This is a genomic window from Pedobacter sp. 05T44 (assembly GCF_056395985.1).
On sequence record NZ_JBFTKO010000017.1, the window covers coordinates 94,003 to 109,828 of the forward strand.

Genomic DNA, 15,826 nt, shown 5'->3' on the forward strand with positions numbered 1-15,826 from the left:
AATTTTTACCTTCTAATTAGCTTTTTAATTACTTTTCTTAATAAAAATTTAGATTTCCCCATACTATTCGGGAAAACCATTTTTCTTTCATCGGTACAATAAACAGGCTTACCTGAAAGGTCAGCTATCTGTTTTGCTTGCCAAATTGAGCTTTCAATAAATAAATAGCAATCATATTTCACATATACAGATGCTTTAAAACCGCCATGATTATTAGCCTTTAATCTTGCCGCCTTATCAGGAAGATCTAACATAATCAGATGATTGTATTTTACGTTGTGCTTCGCTAACCAAGCCTCTGTTAACGCTCTGTACTTTTCTAACCTATTGGTAACTAAATAACCTATGGTTTTACTTGGTCTAAAAAATGGTTCTACATTTTCTAAAAAATGTTCATACTTAGGCCCATCATCATTTTCTTCTTCTGTTGGATCTATGCACAATACGCCGTCGATGTCAAAACAACAATTTTCAAGTAGATCATGATGCATCATATTCCATTCAAAAATTCTTGGTCCTGGGCATATTTCAAAGTAAAAGTCAATATTATCTTTGGTCTCTTCTACAGCATATACAGCTGTATATAGCACTTTCTTTTCCGGATAAAGTCCTTTAAGCTTATTTTTAACGTTAATTATGGAGCTGCCAGACCAAATACTATCCTCAACAATAAGTACATTTTTATATTCACTAAAAGGCTTGATATACGATTTTAATCGCTCTCCTGATTGAAGGATTCTTCCATTAACATATCCTTCTACGTCAGTAAAGGGAAGATTTAAATGCAGGGCCAGCAAATTARCCGCAAGCAATCCACTTCTGGGAACCCCCACAATTAAATCTATCTCCAAAGGTACTTTAGAAAGATTAGTAGTAATTGCATGATTTAAATCTTCAATTGATCTGTAGTTCATTTTTTAGATTATTTAAGCTTTTAATTTATTCTTATTAATTAGGAACTGACCAATCTCAAGAATCCTATTCATTTTATTTCTCGTAAACTTTGTCAGAAACCATAGTCCTATATAAATAATGGCTCCTGCAAGAAAACCAATTATACAAATCAGAAACGAATTGGTCCCCGCTAGGTTTGCTCTTACAAAAAACATACCTGCACCACTAATTAGCGCAAACACCGCAGGCAGGCAAATTTCCTCTAGAAATTGTAAAATTGAAAGATGCGAATCCTTTAAACTATAAAGCAGCAAGGGAATAAACAACGCGTAAGTTACAATTGCATACGATATGGCAATACCTGTGGTGCCCCAATTTATTCCAATACAGAATCCGGCTACAACTAAAGTAGAGTTAATAATACCTAAGTAAAAGTATTTTTTTGCTTTCCCGGTAGTTATCAATAGTAATCCCTGAGTACTCGCAACAGGCTGGATAAATGCAGATATAGCTAGCAATTTAAATATAGAAGATGCTGCGATCCATTTATCTCCTAAAACAATAAAGATAATTTCGTGCGAAAAAACTGCAAAATAAATCACAATAGGCATAGAGAAAAATGCCAATGTAAACAGGTACCTGCAAAAAAAATGATTGTATTTCCACTTATCGTTTTGAAGGTTACTTAAAGCCGGCAGCGCAACAGCATTTAGTGGATCCCGTAATTGAGTAATCGGCAAAAGCAACAACTGATAGGCTTTTGAGTACATTCCCAATGCACTTGGCCCCGAGAACTTTCCGATTAAAACATTATCCATGTTTCTGGAAAAATAATTTACCAGATCAAATCCTGTTAAACCAGCGCCAAAAGATACCAATGTTTTTATCCCCTTTGAATTAAAACCAAGTCGAGGCCGCCAATCGCATAAAAACCAGAGTGATATAGTTGAATATATTGGGCTGGAGACTGAGATAGCTACAATTGACCAGTAACCAAATCCTTTCCAAGCTAAAAACATACCAGTAAGTAAACTACCTACAGTGCTTAAAATCTGAATTCTCGACAAAGTTTTAAACTTCATCTGCCTCTTCATTAACGCATTATGCTGAAGAGAAAATCCTGTAATAAAAATACTTGCGGCAAACACAAGAGTCATATTCAGAAGTCGCTCTTCCTTATAAAAGGCAACTAAAAGTGGTGCTAAAAGCGACACAATTAGTGCTATAACAAAACTAACACCGATGCTTATCCAAAAGATGGAGTTCACCTGGTCATCTTTTAGTTCCTTTGTTTGAATAACTGCCGAAGATAAACCTAAGTCTTTAAATACAGTGATAAACCCAGTTATTGTAGTTACCATAGCTACCAAACCGTAATCTCCCGGCACCAATAACCTGGCTAGGATAATGGTAGACAGCATATTTATTCCAAAAGACAATACCTGGCCGGCAACAGTGTTAAAACCACCTGAAATAGAATGCGACTTTAAATCTTGCGTCAGATGGGACGTTTCTAGCCATTTATTATACTGTTTGTCTCGGTTCATCTATGAGCGTAGTAGTTTAGGGTGCTGATTAAAATATAGTAAATCAATATTTATGCTAACATTTAGATCAGCGTTGGATTATTGGTAGTACAAGATCTTATTGATTCATTTAATAATGAAACAACCTTATCCCAACTAAAGCCCTTTGCAAAAGAAATCCTTTCTGAATGCAAGGCAGAATTATCTTCAGACAAGGCCTTAGTTATTAGATCTGCGAACTCTGGCGCATCATTAGCAAGATAAGTATGTTCTGAAAATACTTCTTTCATTGTATTAGTAGACTTTGCAACTACAGGTTTCCCCATCGCAAGATATTCTACTATTTTTAAAGGAAAGTTACCAATAGTAATTTCATTAAGTAACTGTGGATTTATACAAACGGAAAAATATTGCACATAAGAAGGAATATTTTTCTTATCTATTTTACCAAAAAAATGAACATTTTTCATTTCATGTAAAATACTCTTACTAAATTCCTTGTCCTCTTCACCAATTAAAACGAAGTTATATTCTGGTTTTGCAGTTGCTATATTGATGATTAAATCCAGATCAAGTCTTAAAGAGCTTAGCGCCCCAACATAACCTATTATTGGTTTATCCAGATTTTTTAGCCGCGCCGGGATATCATGCAATATATCATTATTAAAAAGCTCAAGATCTACGCCGTTTCCAATGTAAAAACTATTTGGGTTATATTTTTTGGCGCTTCTAACGAAGTCATTGGAGTTACAAATCACAAGATCCGACTTTTTTATCAATTTAGGTTCTAGAGCCTCACCATGTCTTTTCCAATAATCAACACCAAGCGTATAATCCCTATCAAGATATATATATAGGTCTGGCTTCAATAATTCCTTTAAGTAAAAGCTCCTGAATATATCTTTATCATTGATAAGAATAAAGGAGTCAAAGTTTAGCGCCGACAATGCTTGTTTAATGTCCCTGGCAAACCGCCTGTTATTTACATAATTGAAAAGAGAAAATACTTTTGTTGAGGGGATCCAATTAATTGACTCTAACAAGCTATTCGTATTTAATACGTATAGATTATCAGTTAAACTCCTTGTTCCGGTGCCTCCATTTTTTATAAGCTTAATATGCTCTTTTACATAACGGTCGTTGTCCTTTGACAGTAATGTTTTTCTATCAATAGGAGGATTTACGAATAATACTCTGTGCTTTTTTGCCAATTCTTTAGCTAAGCTTGTGGAAGTTGACTCCCGATCTGTATTTATTCGCTGCAAACTGACAAAAACAAAATTCATTAAAATACGCTTTTATATCTATTAATAACTGGTAGATCGATAAGATACAATAAAATTCAAAACAATAAGCTATCCAAAACAAGTCTGTTTTCTACGATTGTTTTTAATATCCATTAAAGATAACCTAAACTAAGTAATACCGCAACTCTTTCTAATAGATAAAGCTTTCACAATTAACAACTTAAATTAGACCCGACAATAATTCATTGCCGCGTTTAATTAATGATATAAGTTCAAGGAAAGTTGAATTTAGGAGAAAGAAATAATAAAAATTGGGGAAAATTTTCCACACAAAACACATATTATTACTGCTCCAAAMTATCAAATCAAGCGCTAAATGCTTTTAAGCGTAGAAAAAAAATAAAAAAACTTTCTTTCTCAATAAAAAAAACTATTTTTATTGAGAAAAACATTCCCCATTACAAATATTACGCCACTTATTATAGGATAGGGATTTATAATTAGACAGTGTCGCAATGGTAAATGTTATTTGTTTAGAACGAAAATCAACAGTAATTAAAAATTATTTTACATGTAAATTATGACAGTGAAAACAAGGAGTTACCTATTCTTATTTACAATTATCATTTTATTAGCCTGTAAAAAAAGTACAATTCCTGTAGAGGAAGTTCCACTCCCCGAAACCGAAAAACCTGTCCCTCCACCAAAGGATACGGTTGCTGCCMCCGAAAATGCAACTGTCTTAAATTTAGGAACCGGCTCAGGTAATCTATCTATCGATGGAAAAACACTGGGAATAACATCAAATACTATAATAAAAATAAAAGGTGGTTCATATAATGGTATACAAATAAGTAATATCAATGGTACTAATAAACCTGTAATAGTTCAAAACGACGGACTTGTTCAACTAATTGGAAACAAACAAATAAAACTCTCCAATTTAAACAACGTTACTATAAGTGGAAATGGAACCCCCGGAATTTCAAGAGGATTTCTCTTTAAAGACAGAACTGTAGATGGAGCCCCATTCCAATTAACAGATAACATCAACAACTTCACAATACAAAATGTATCATTTCAAAATCTTGTGACCTATGGTTGTATTCAATATACCCCGCAAAACATCTACAATGGGTCAGAAAATTCTTATAGCAAAAATTTAAAATTCCTGAACATTGATTGCGACAACACAGGTACCTTAATCAGGTTTAGAGGATCTGCTCAAGACAATATCATAAAGGGGCTGATAAAGGATATTGAAATTGCTTATGTTACATTTAAAAACTCCACAAAAGTAGGAAGTGCGGTGGTATTAGAGAGCGTAGATTCCTATAATATTCACCATAATGTTATAAAAGACATCAATCAGGAGAGCAGCAATCATAACGGAATTTTCTATCTGATTGGTAATGGTAAATTTTATAATAATTACGTAAAAGATCACCAGGGAAATGCAATAAGAGCGTGGTGCTTTAGCTTAGGAGATAGTCCTAAAGAGGTTTTAATTTTTAATAATATTGTTGCCAATTCAAGAGAGTATAGTGCCTTTGAACTCCAAACGTTCAAAAGAAACATTATGCCAGGAAAAACAACATATGTAAATGCGAAAGTCTTTAATAATACATGTGGAAATTTACTGCCAAAATCAGGTACCTTCCCTGCTCAGATTTTAGACTTGTATACACAGGAAGGTGGAAAATGCGAAGTTTTTAATAACCTCGGATATCAATTCCCTTTGGTTGGCCAATATAACACAAACCCAATTTGGAACCAGCTGGGTAACACAAAACCTTCCTCTTATTCCAACAAATATTTCAAAACCTATGCGGATGCCGGAATAACAGATAACGTAAAATTCAGTTTAGCTTCCAATTCAGCAACCAAAAGTTCAGGAGGAGCAATTTCGCTGCAAAATTTCGATCCTTCTTTAATCAAACTAATAAGCGTAGACTATTACGGTAAAGCCAGATCAACAAGCAATCCTTCAATTGGGGCAGTAGAATAAAAGATTTTCTTATTTAAGTTGATATTTCTTACCAAAAAACTTTGAGTAATATCTTTTTAACAATAAAACTATCTCTCTATACCCGTTTATAAACATATCAAAGAAAGTAAATTTTTGATAATAATAATTTAAGGCAAAATAACCTACTATAAGTCCTGTAAGTGTAGAAAAAACAGAAGCTGCAGCAACTACATAAACATTTCCTGTAATCACTATTGCAAGCCAATCGGTTAAAACTGTTACAAACAGCATAAGTATAATCTTCAGTAAATTAACCTTAGGCATATGAATTACATCTAATGTAACAGCAAAAAAGCGTTCAGCCGGATAAAGAAATGCGATAACCATAAATATCCTCAATATATTTGGTGCCTCGGTTGCAACATACTTAGGCCCACTAAATATCAATATGGCTACATCTGCAAAAATGATGACCAACACACTAACCGACATCAGTGCTACCGTTATCATTCCAATGTACTTTTTCATCACAAGAATAACCTTCGCCTTTTCATTTGAATTAAAGCAAGCTGATAAGGTTGGCATAGCTGTATAAACAAAGCTTCTTAAAGGAATCTCAATAATCTGCACCAATTTAGTTCCTGCATTATATACCGCCAGAACCGATGGACCAAGAAAAAATTTGATGATAAACGAGTCAACAGAACCTAACAGATTTGCACTCAGGTTTGTTCCCACGCTGTATTTCCCAAAATTATAGATTTCGGATATAGCGGATCTGGTTTTATATTTCAACATGCTTATATCGGTCCATCTAAAAAACAAAGCTATTGAGCTCGACACAAAATTTGCAGACAAATAGCAATACAAAACCGTATGTATAGTAATTCCTTTTAAATTCAGAAGAATCAACAACAAGAAGCAACCTTGATTGGCAAAGTTTAAAAATAATAAGCGGTCATATCTTTGTTTTCCCTGCAAAATGCAATTTGAAACAAAAAATGGTAGTGATAAGATGTAATTAATACTAAAGAATTGGAGAAAAAGCTTAAAGCTAGGATCCGCGATATAACCCGAAGCAAAATAAGCAGGAACATTCAGTATCGCAAAAAACAGCGTTATCATAATCGCGATAAACCACGTTGAACCTATTATTTCCTTTTTCCTGTCCTCAGTTGATCCCGAAAAGAACTTTACAAAAGCGGTAGATAAAAAGCCAGACCTAAAGGTATCCACTAATAACAAAATCGTTAAAAAGAAACCCCAATTACCCATATCTTCCCTTGTTAAATGTCTAAAAAGAATAGACAGGGTAACAACCCCAATTACAGCGTTTATGCCGTTGCTGGTCAGAGATAAGATATGTTTACTTTTAGCTAAACTTAATAAGAAGGCAATCTTCGATTTCATTGTATTGATCTACTTTAGTAAGCTAAAATTTAAATATTCCCCTTTTTCATTTCACTAACAGCATAATCACATGCACGGGCAGTTAACGCCATATAAGTCAATGAAGGATTTTGGCATGCAGATGAAGTCATACAACTTCCATCTGTAACAAACACATTTCTTACAGCATGTATTTGGTTATGTTTATTTAATACAGATGTTTTAGGATCATTACCCATTCTGGCAGTTCCCATTTCATGCACTGTTGCCCCACCTGGTGTGTTATAAGAGAAAGTATTAACATCTTTAAATCCAGCCTTTTCAAGCATAATCGCTCCTGTATTCTGAATGTCTTTCATCATCAGATGCTCATTTTCTCTAAATGAGAAATCTATCTCAATCAATGGCAATCCCCATTTATCTTTCTTATTCTCCGAAAGCGCTATTTTGTTGTCAAAATACGGAAGGCATTCACCCCATCCCCCCATCCATACAGACCATGAGCCTGGCTTAGTTAATTGATCTTTAAATGTGGCTCCAAAACCCTTTAAATTGTTTTTTTTCTCCTGCCACCCCTCTCTTTCGCCTCTTCCCTGAAAATTGTATCCTCTTAAAAAGTCCACTTTTTCTCCCTTTCCTATATTCCTAAATCTTGGGATAAGAAAACCACAGGGTCTCCTCCCCTTGTAATATTCATCTTTAAAGCCCTCATGTGTTCCCGAGGCACCTGAAGAAGAGTGATGATCCATCAAGTTATGCCCCAATTGCTCACTATCATTACCAATTCCATTTGGAAATCTCGATGATTTAGAATTTAATAGAATCGAAGTGGTATTAATTGTCGAAGCATTAACAAAAATAATCCTCGCATTAAATTCAAACTCCTCAAGTGTGTTCAAATCTATTATCCTTACCCCTGTGGCCTTTTGAAGTTTTTCATCATAAATAATTTCCTTAACAACTGAAAAAGGCCTGATTGTCAAATTTCCTGTTGCAGCTGCTGCTGGTATTGTAGCACTATTACTGCTAAAATATCCGCCATATGGGCATCCCCTGGTGCATAAATTTCTATTCTGGCAAGGTCCTCTATCAGTCAGTCCCCTTGTTAAATTTGCAACACGGGCAATAGTTAGCAACCTATGCTCCTCATTCTTTTTTATAGATGCAGCAAGATGTTTTTCTATACAATTAAGCTCCATCGGAGGCTGATAGCAACCATCAGGTAAATACGGAAGGTTTTCATGCCTACCACTAACACCAATAAACCTTTCCACATAGTCATACCACCCAGAAACATCTTTATATCTTATTGGCCAATCGATAGAAACACCATCTTTAATATTTGCTTCAAAGTCAAGATCACTTAACCGATAACATTGTCTTCCCCAGATTAGAGATTTACCGCCAACCTGATAACCTCTTATCCAATTAAATGGTTTATGCTGAATATAAGGATGCTCCTTATCACTCACATAAAACATCCGGTCACTTTCGTCAGATGTTCCGCTTCGTATCGGATTCTCTGTTGACTCCTTATTTGTATTATTTAATCTATATTCAAAATCCCATGGATTCAAATTGGCAGTTGGATAATCTTTAATATGACGTACATCTCTTCCTCGTTCCAGCATGAGTGTTTTAAGACCCTTCTCACACAATTCCTTAGCTGCCCACCCACCGGTAATTCCTGATCCGATTACTATGGCATCATAAGAAACAGACTTTTCAAAAGTGTTTACCATTTATAAATTATTTTGTTGCCCAAGATTTTTGTTTATCCCCAATTGTAATACATGCCTCAAAAGTTGAGGGTAAATAGTCATATGATAATCCTTTGGTAGCGCCCAGCTCCGAAGTACAATAGCCAGTCACCGTGTAAGACTTAAACATATGAAAGAAATTGTCTCCCAATATTTTCTGTTTTAGTTTACGAATCAGGTAATGTGATTCTTCTAAATTCTCAAAATGAGTTAGTACAGCTTCCCGTTCTTTCACATTACATGCTACATACGTCTTATTGTAATTCTCTTCGGTATACGTTTCTAAATCAGCTAGTCCTTTTATAAAGTTATTTTGGGATTTTGTTGCTGTACAATCTCTTACCATCTTAATAATAAAATCTTCAACCTTTGCCATTTTAGCCCCTGGGGTATCCGTAGCTGGTATAATAGTCTCAGCTATTTCTGCTATAAGCGATTTTTTACTCGTTAGATATAAAAGATCCGGTTTCTTATAAATATTCCAATACTTCCAAAAACCGGCTCCACTTACAGCAATTGCTGAAATTCCTAATATCCTATATATGACCTGTCTCCGATTCATAGCATTCTTTTATTACAAGCTAAAGGATAAATGAATTATAAATAGAGAGCAATTGCTCCGCTGCAGATTTCCATGTAAAGCTCGCAGCTCTTTTCAATCCCAATTCCCTCATTTCCGACCGTAAAGCACTATCGGCAAAAAAACGAATCATTGCGTCTTTTATCTCATTATGATCAAAAGGGTTTACGAACAATGCTGCATTCGAAGCCACCTCTGGCATAGACGAAGTATTTGAAGTAATAACCGGTACCCCGCAAGCCATAGCTTCTAAAATAGGCAGTCCAAAACTTTCACGCAAAGACGGATATAAAAATAGGCTGGAGCAATTATAAAGCAGAGGCATCTCGTCAGACGGAATGTATCCCGGAAAAATAAAGTGCTCAATAAATTGTTCTTTACCCAATTCCTTCAGGGTATCTTCAACTAATTTCTTATCGTAATCTAAAATAACCAGAGGTAAGCCCTCGCTTATAGCAGAACGGTATTCAGTATATGCCTTAATTACATTTAAAGTGTTTTTTTTAGGGGCAGTATTCCCTAAAAAGAGGATAAATTCTTCTGGTAACCGATTAGCATTTCTAAAAGCAAGGAGCTTTTCTTTAGAATAGGCCGCATTAAATTTAGGATTCACAGCATTATAGATCACTTTAACCTTATCCTCCGGCAATTTCAGTTTGTTCAGAATCACCTCCTTCTCAAAATTCGAAACGGTGATGATCAACTTACTCTTATCAACAATTTTAGGTACTATAAACCTTCTGTACAGATTACCAAAATTTTGGTATGAAGTCCCCTTAAAGTCCGTTTTCTCAAGATAAATAATATCGTGTAAAGTAAGCATTAATGGAACCGAAAGGCTAAGCGCAGAAGTATTGCATGTTGAATGAAGAAAATCCAGGTTGTCTTTCTTTACAGCATTTGGTAAAGCAAATTGCTCCCATGTTGGGTACGAACTTGAAGAAAGCGTCCTGATTTTAAAATTGTCCTGCTCTTTAACGCAGGTATTATCTACATCGTTTCTTGCATATAGAATATATTCATTGTACTTATCTAACTTCTGGATTTCATTTATCAGTTCTAATGCAACAACCTCCATCCCGTGTTTTTTCGCTCTGAAAATACGTTGAACTTCTATTCCAATACGCAACTTCTTTTTCATCTATCGATTCTTTACTTTATAGTCTATTTCTTTATCTCTTCTTTATAATAGTGTTCTGTAGCTACCGAAATTTTATTGGCTTTTCGAACTTTCAAAAGTGCTAAAACCTGATAATACATAAATTTGTGCACGTTTTTTAAAGAACTATAGATTCTTTTATCCGCCTTGAAATATTTCAGCGCCGAAAACACAGAAACAATAAATACGATTGCTCCAAGTATCCAATAAATTGAGAATAGCGGGATAAAAAACAAGTCCAGCACAAAAAAAGTAGCTGAGAGAATGAGCAATATAAATAGTGGCGGTCTAAGCAGCATAAGGCTAAACAACCCCTGATTCAGATTAAAATTCACAATAGATTTACCAAATAGATTCAGGCCGAGAAAAAAATACTTAAACCAGGTATTCAGCCATCTTGATCGCTGATTTACCAACTGACCGGTTTTACTTGTTTTTTCGTCATACACAATCGCCTTCTCAGCAAATGCTATTTTGTAACCCCTATTTAAAATTTCATATTGCAATATTTTATCAAAACCTGCACCGGTAATTAGCGTATGTTCCAGGCAATCTCTGTAAACAGTTGTCGTAAAAGCCATCCCAGATCCAGAAAGCGCTGCAGATGATCCAGCTTCAAATAAAAGTTTTCGATCAATCAGCCTGTAAAATATATCTCCTGCCTCATCAAGGCACGCATATGGGGTATTTAAATTTTTAGCTGCCCTTACCCCTTGAACTGAGGTATAACCCGCTGAAATGAACTTGTTCAATTCAATAAAATATTCGGGATGAACTAAGTTGTCACTATCAATTATGGTTATTATTTCATGATCTCTTTGAAACCTGTCTATTGCATAAAAATGGGATTTGGTATTACTGGCCAATACTTCTTCCGGTTTCAAAACAACAACCTTATTGTCTGTAAAATTCAAATGACTAACATCACAGTTATCTGCCACAACATAAATAATGTAATTGGTATAATTCGCCTTCAAAATAGAATCTACCACCATTGGAATTAAAGTGGTCTGCTGGTATGCGGTAACAATAACAGCATAATCAAAATCGGTTCCGGTTAACTTATTAGTTATGCTTTGCTTATTAAAAAACTTAAAAAAACACAAAATTAAGGGGGTAAATAAATGTATCCCAATTAGAACTTGAATAACAATAAAGAGAGTATAAATTATATCCATTAAGATTCTTTTGTTTTTAAAGATTTAAAAATAGCTTTATAGATTTCATTGGCACAATTTTCCCAACTATGACTTGAGGCAAAAGCTCTTCTCGCCACCTGCAACTCTTCAGTATTTTCGTCGATAGCTCTTTGTATAAGCAGCGCAAAACTTTCTTTATTCTCTGCTAAATATACGTACGAAGAGAAAATTTCCATTGCTCTTGTTTGTGTTGCAACTATTGGCTTACCCATTGCCAAATATTCATCCACCTTTCTCGGATAATTACCAATTGTTACCATATTCACTAATTGAGGATTAATACATACATCAAAAAAGCTCATATACAAGGGAAGCTCTTCCGGTTTCTTTATTCCTGTAAAAATCACGTTTTCCAGATCATGTAAATTACTAAACGCAAAATCATCATCTTCTGGCCCTACCAAAACAAAAGTCAAATCCTTCCTTTCATTTGCAATATGGTATAATAGCGATATATCTAATCGTATGCTATTTAAAGCGCCAACATAACCAACAACCGGGGTACTAATATTTGCGAACTCCTTAGGTTTATCACTTACATCCGCATTCTTGAACATCTCAATATCACAACCCTGGCCAACATAATAAGAATTCTCATTATAGCTTTTGCAATAGTCAGTCAGGTACAGAGAATTTGCCAAACACAAATCATTTTGAGCAATAATTAAAGGTTCAAGTCTTTTCCCATGTTTTTTCCAGTAGTCAACAGCCAGAATATAATCCCGGGAATAATAAATACTTAGTGAAGGATGTAATAGATCTTTTAAATAAAAGCCTTTTAATAATTCATTGTCATTAAACAACAGAAAATCTTTAAAACCCAATTCCTCTAAAGCCCTTTTTATCGAATTAGAGAACTTTTTATTGTTTCTCTTGTTCAAATAATTAAATATGGATGGATTTGCAATCCAGTTTATTGATTCAACCATGCAATCCGGATACAGATTCCAAAGGTTATCCTTAATTTTTATTAATCCTTTCTCTTTTCCCTCAATTACCCGCAAACGTTTTTTAACTTTTAAATTGTCATGATCTTTATAACGGGTAATTCTATCAAGCGGGGAATTCACATATAATACAGTATTATTTTTTGAAAGTTCGAGTGCAATATTTTTGCAATTACTGCCAATTTCAGTATCCCAGGGTTGCTGTCCAATAATAATTACATTTCTATTGATCATCTTTAATTAATTACTTGCTCCTGTTTAGAAAAACTAAACAGACATCCAAGATTTAGTATCTTCAGAATACTTTTTTATTATTCTTGCCGGGTTACCTACTGCTACACAATAATCTGGAATATCCTTAGTTACTATACTGCCTGCCCCAATAACAACGTGTTTCCCTATTTTTACGCCAGCAGTAATCACACTGTTTGCCCCAATCCAAACATCATCACAAATCGTAATTTTCTTCCTGATCTCCTTCTGCTTACTTGGCGGAAGGTCAATATCCTCATAACCATGGTTCAGTCCCGAAACAACTATATTCTGTGCCAACATCACATTATTCCCTATCTCAACCGGACCAATTACCACACTGCCAATTCCAATAATCGTATTATCCCCTATTAACACATTACCTACTCCATTATTGATGGTTACAAAATCCTCGATTATAGATTTCTCACCTAAACTGAATTCATTAAATGGAAAAACATCCATTCTATTTCGACGCCTGATAATGCTCCCTGCCCCCTTTTTATGTATAAAAGGATTCACAAAAAGCCTGACCCAAAGTCGTGGCTTATGATCATTTTCAGGTATCAACATCTTATGCAACAGCTTTTTTAGCCTTGGATTTGATTTTATTTTATTGACTATCGACATAAATATTAAATTCTATTGCATTAGGACATGAAAATTAGCCCTTGTTCTTAATTTCTAAAAAAAAGGCAATCGCAAAACATATTACACCAGGAATAACAAAGATTTCAAATGGCATTAGCTGTAAATTATTTTAAGATCATTATCATTACTTCCTTCAGTATCCTTACTTGGTTCACTATTATTATTTGATGGCAAGGACTCCCTTTCATCAAAATTCACACTCTGAAAAATAAGTGCAAAAGATAAAGCGGCTACAATAGCCGATGGCATTGAATTAATCACTTCATTACCATAGCTGCATAAAAAAATACCCGCTGTAGCCGAAAGCATTGCAATACACTTATACCTCAGTCCCACATTCCTGATCTTCCAGATTATCCCACTACATTTACCCAGAATATACATCATCATAGAAAACCATATTGTTAACCCAACAACACCATACATGGCCCAAACCTTAACCCAGTAGCTATCCGGTTCAATTGTTGAAAGAAACTTATCCTTATTATAGAGTTTACCCCAGGTACCAATTACGCCTAGTCCTCCACCAAAAGGTTTGTTCTGCAAACGCTCACTAAGAACCTTTTGGTTGTTAAACCTAACATTTAATGAGGCTTCTTTAAAGTTCAATGCGCTTCGCAATCTATACAAACCATAATTACCATTACCAATGGTGGTGAACTTTAAAAACCCAAAAAACAACACAGCTACAACTACCCCAAGAATGATTACTTTCAAATTTTTGGTCAGAAAGAAAACACATAATGCACCTACTGCCAAAGCAAAAAATGCACCTCTGGTTCCCGAAATCAGCATTCCGTAAAAAGATAATCCGGCAGCAATCAGGGCAAGTACCCTTTTCCATGATTTGAACGGAGCTATTGCAAGCACAATAGCAATCATTACAAACGAAGCCTGGGAAACACCAAACTGTCCCGAATMACCATAAAAAGAAAAGACCCTTAATCTTCCCCATAATAAGTGGGTAACTGCTCCAACTTCATCTAAAAATTTTTGCTCACCAGATGAAACACCTATATGCTGTTGCTTCATACCGTTCAAAGTTGCCAGTAACGACAAAGCAATTAACAATATCAACACCCAGTTTAGTTTCTTCTCAGAGTCAATCAACAGAAATACCAGGGGGATGATCAGCATAGGAAACAGCGCAGTACTTCTTATCTCCTGCAACCACCCTATCACACTGGCTCCTTCAGGGTTTATAATTTCAACTACACTAATGATAAACCACATCAGCATTAGTTTGGTAAGCGGATTATTTAAGCGCGTCCAGTCATATCGCTTGTGCTGAATAATCACAATTACCCAAATCAGCAACAAAAGAGCCTCTATTCCTATACCATAGGCTATACCACCAACCTCACGTGATAAGATCCCAAATAGAAAGCAATAAGCCGTTAAGGCGTATAGACCTATATAAGGTTCTTTAAAAAGAAAGATCATAAAAACAACAAACAACGCCGCTAAAATCAAAAGCACCGCGCCCATTGGATTAATATATGTTATCAAACTAACTCCAAAAGCAACCAATATCCCTAAAACCGACAAAATAATTGTACGCCATGTTTGTGATAATGAGGATAAAAACTGGTACATAGGTTGTTATTATTTCACTTTGTTAAGAACCCAACCAATAAATCCAGGTTGCCCCTTAATATATGTCAACAGCTCTTTTTGAGGATCAGATATAGATCTGCCAGATTCAAAAACAGCTAAGTTCAGCTCTGTAAAAAGCAACCACTCTTTCGCTTTGTTAATGTCCTTAAGCCCGTCTACATCTATAATGATCACATCAAACTCGTCTTTTAAAACCTGAAAGCCTTTTCTTAAACTTGTGGTACTCTGGCTCTCCAGTAAAGATGAATTCGCATCATTCTTATTCAAAATTGTAATCAGRTCTTCTGTCTGAATTTCACGTTTCACTAAAAAGGTCTCAAAATCCTGGTTTATRGCCAACGCTTTTGAATCCGAYATYACYTTTTTTGTCTCCCCGCCAATTAGCAGCACTTTTTCTCCCATCATCGCAAAACCATAGGCCAAACTGCCCGACAGAAAGGATTTGCCCTCATTGCTGTCAAGACTTGTAATCCCCAATATTTTGGCATTGTTCTTTTTCAAGGCGTCAGAAATCTCAAAACGTAATGACCGTAAAAGGTTTTTAAAAGATAAAAACTCAGGATCATTCTCTTTGCTCTTCCATAACTCCCTGATGTTAATATCTGAATATGACAGGTATGGAACCGAACCTAAAAC

The 15,826-nt window shown here is 35.0% G+C and carries 13 protein-coding genes; 1 reads left to right on the forward strand and 12 read right to left on the reverse strand.

What is annotated here, in order from left to right; translation table 11 throughout:
- Window positions 1-5 precede the first annotated feature (5 nt).
- The 3 genes from AC1DDK_RS21600 to AC1DDK_RS21610 form a co-directional block, all read right to left on the reverse strand.
- The gene (locus AC1DDK_RS21600; protein ID WP_477634044.1) at window positions 6-914 is read right to left on the reverse strand and encodes a phosphoribosyltransferase; all 909 of its coding nucleotides are present in this window, start codon (window positions 912-914) and stop codon (window positions 6-8) included.
- A 12-nt stretch (window positions 915-926) separates the two neighbouring features.
- On the reverse strand, window positions 927-2,441 hold the full coding sequence (locus tag AC1DDK_RS21605) for a lipopolysaccharide biosynthesis protein (protein WP_337714831.1): 1,515 nt from the start codon (window positions 2,439-2,441) through the stop codon (window positions 927-929).
- A gap of 62 nt (window positions 2,442-2,503) precedes the next feature.
- Entirely contained in the window at window positions 2,504-3,706 is a 1,203-nt protein-coding gene (locus AC1DDK_RS21610; protein WP_172663213.1) for a glycosyltransferase, read from the reverse strand.
- Window positions 3,707-4,247: 541 nt separating this feature from the next.
- On the opposite strand from AC1DDK_RS21610, the gene AC1DDK_RS21615 reads away from it, so the two are divergent.
- A complete protein-coding gene (locus AC1DDK_RS21615) occupies window positions 4,248-5,675 on the forward strand; it encodes a hypothetical protein (RefSeq protein ID WP_477634045.1) in 1,428 nt (475 codons plus the stop codon).
- Window positions 5,676-5,684: 9 nt separating this feature from the next.
- Here the strand turns inward: AC1DDK_RS21615 and AC1DDK_RS21620 are convergent, their stop codons facing one another.
- The 9 genes from AC1DDK_RS21620 to AC1DDK_RS21660 form a co-directional block, all read right to left on the reverse strand.
- Window positions 5,685-7,046, reverse strand: coding sequence for a lipopolysaccharide biosynthesis protein (locus AC1DDK_RS21620; RefSeq protein ID WP_172663215.1), 1,362 nt, complete (start codon window positions 7,044-7,046; stop codon window positions 5,685-5,687).
- A gap of 29 nt (window positions 7,047-7,075) precedes the next feature.
- Window positions 7,076-8,767 (reverse strand): GMC oxidoreductase, encoded by a 1,692-nt coding sequence (locus AC1DDK_RS21625; RefSeq protein WP_288883300.1) that lies wholly within the window; start codon window positions 8,765-8,767, stop codon window positions 7,076-7,078.
- 7 nt (window positions 8,768-8,774) lie between these two features.
- On the reverse strand, window positions 8,775-9,347 hold the full coding sequence (locus tag AC1DDK_RS21630) for a gluconate 2-dehydrogenase subunit 3 family protein (RefSeq protein ID WP_288883298.1): 573 nt from the start codon (window positions 9,345-9,347) through the stop codon (window positions 8,775-8,777).
- Window positions 9,348-9,366: 19 nt separating this feature from the next.
- Entirely contained in the window at window positions 9,367-10,506 is a 1,140-nt protein-coding gene (locus AC1DDK_RS21635; RefSeq protein ID WP_288883296.1) for a glycosyltransferase family 4 protein, read from the reverse strand.
- A 23-nt stretch (window positions 10,507-10,529) separates the two neighbouring features.
- Entirely contained in the window at window positions 10,530-11,630 is a 1,101-nt protein-coding gene (locus AC1DDK_RS21640) for a glycosyltransferase family 2 protein (protein WP_337714832.1), read from the reverse strand.
- 71 nt (window positions 11,631-11,701) lie between these two features.
- Complete coding sequence (locus tag AC1DDK_RS21645) at window positions 11,702-12,904, reverse strand: glycosyltransferase (protein WP_172663220.1); 1,203 nt, start codon at window positions 12,902-12,904, stop codon at window positions 11,702-11,704.
- A 33-nt stretch (window positions 12,905-12,937) separates the two neighbouring features.
- Window positions 12,938-13,495, reverse strand: coding sequence for an acyltransferase (locus AC1DDK_RS21650; RefSeq protein ID WP_477612277.1), 558 nt, complete (start codon window positions 13,493-13,495; stop codon window positions 12,938-12,940).
- 171 nt (window positions 13,496-13,666) lie between these two features.
- Window positions 13,667-15,169: an O-antigen ligase family protein gene (locus AC1DDK_RS21655; RefSeq protein ID WP_477634046.1), complete on the reverse strand. Its 1,503-nt coding sequence runs from the start codon at window positions 15,167-15,169 to the stop codon at window positions 13,667-13,669.
- Window positions 15,170-15,178: 9 nt separating this feature from the next.
- On the reverse strand, window positions 15,179-15,826 hold a 648-nt coding region (locus AC1DDK_RS21660; RefSeq protein ID WP_477634047.1), incomplete at its 5' end, for a P-loop NTPase family protein.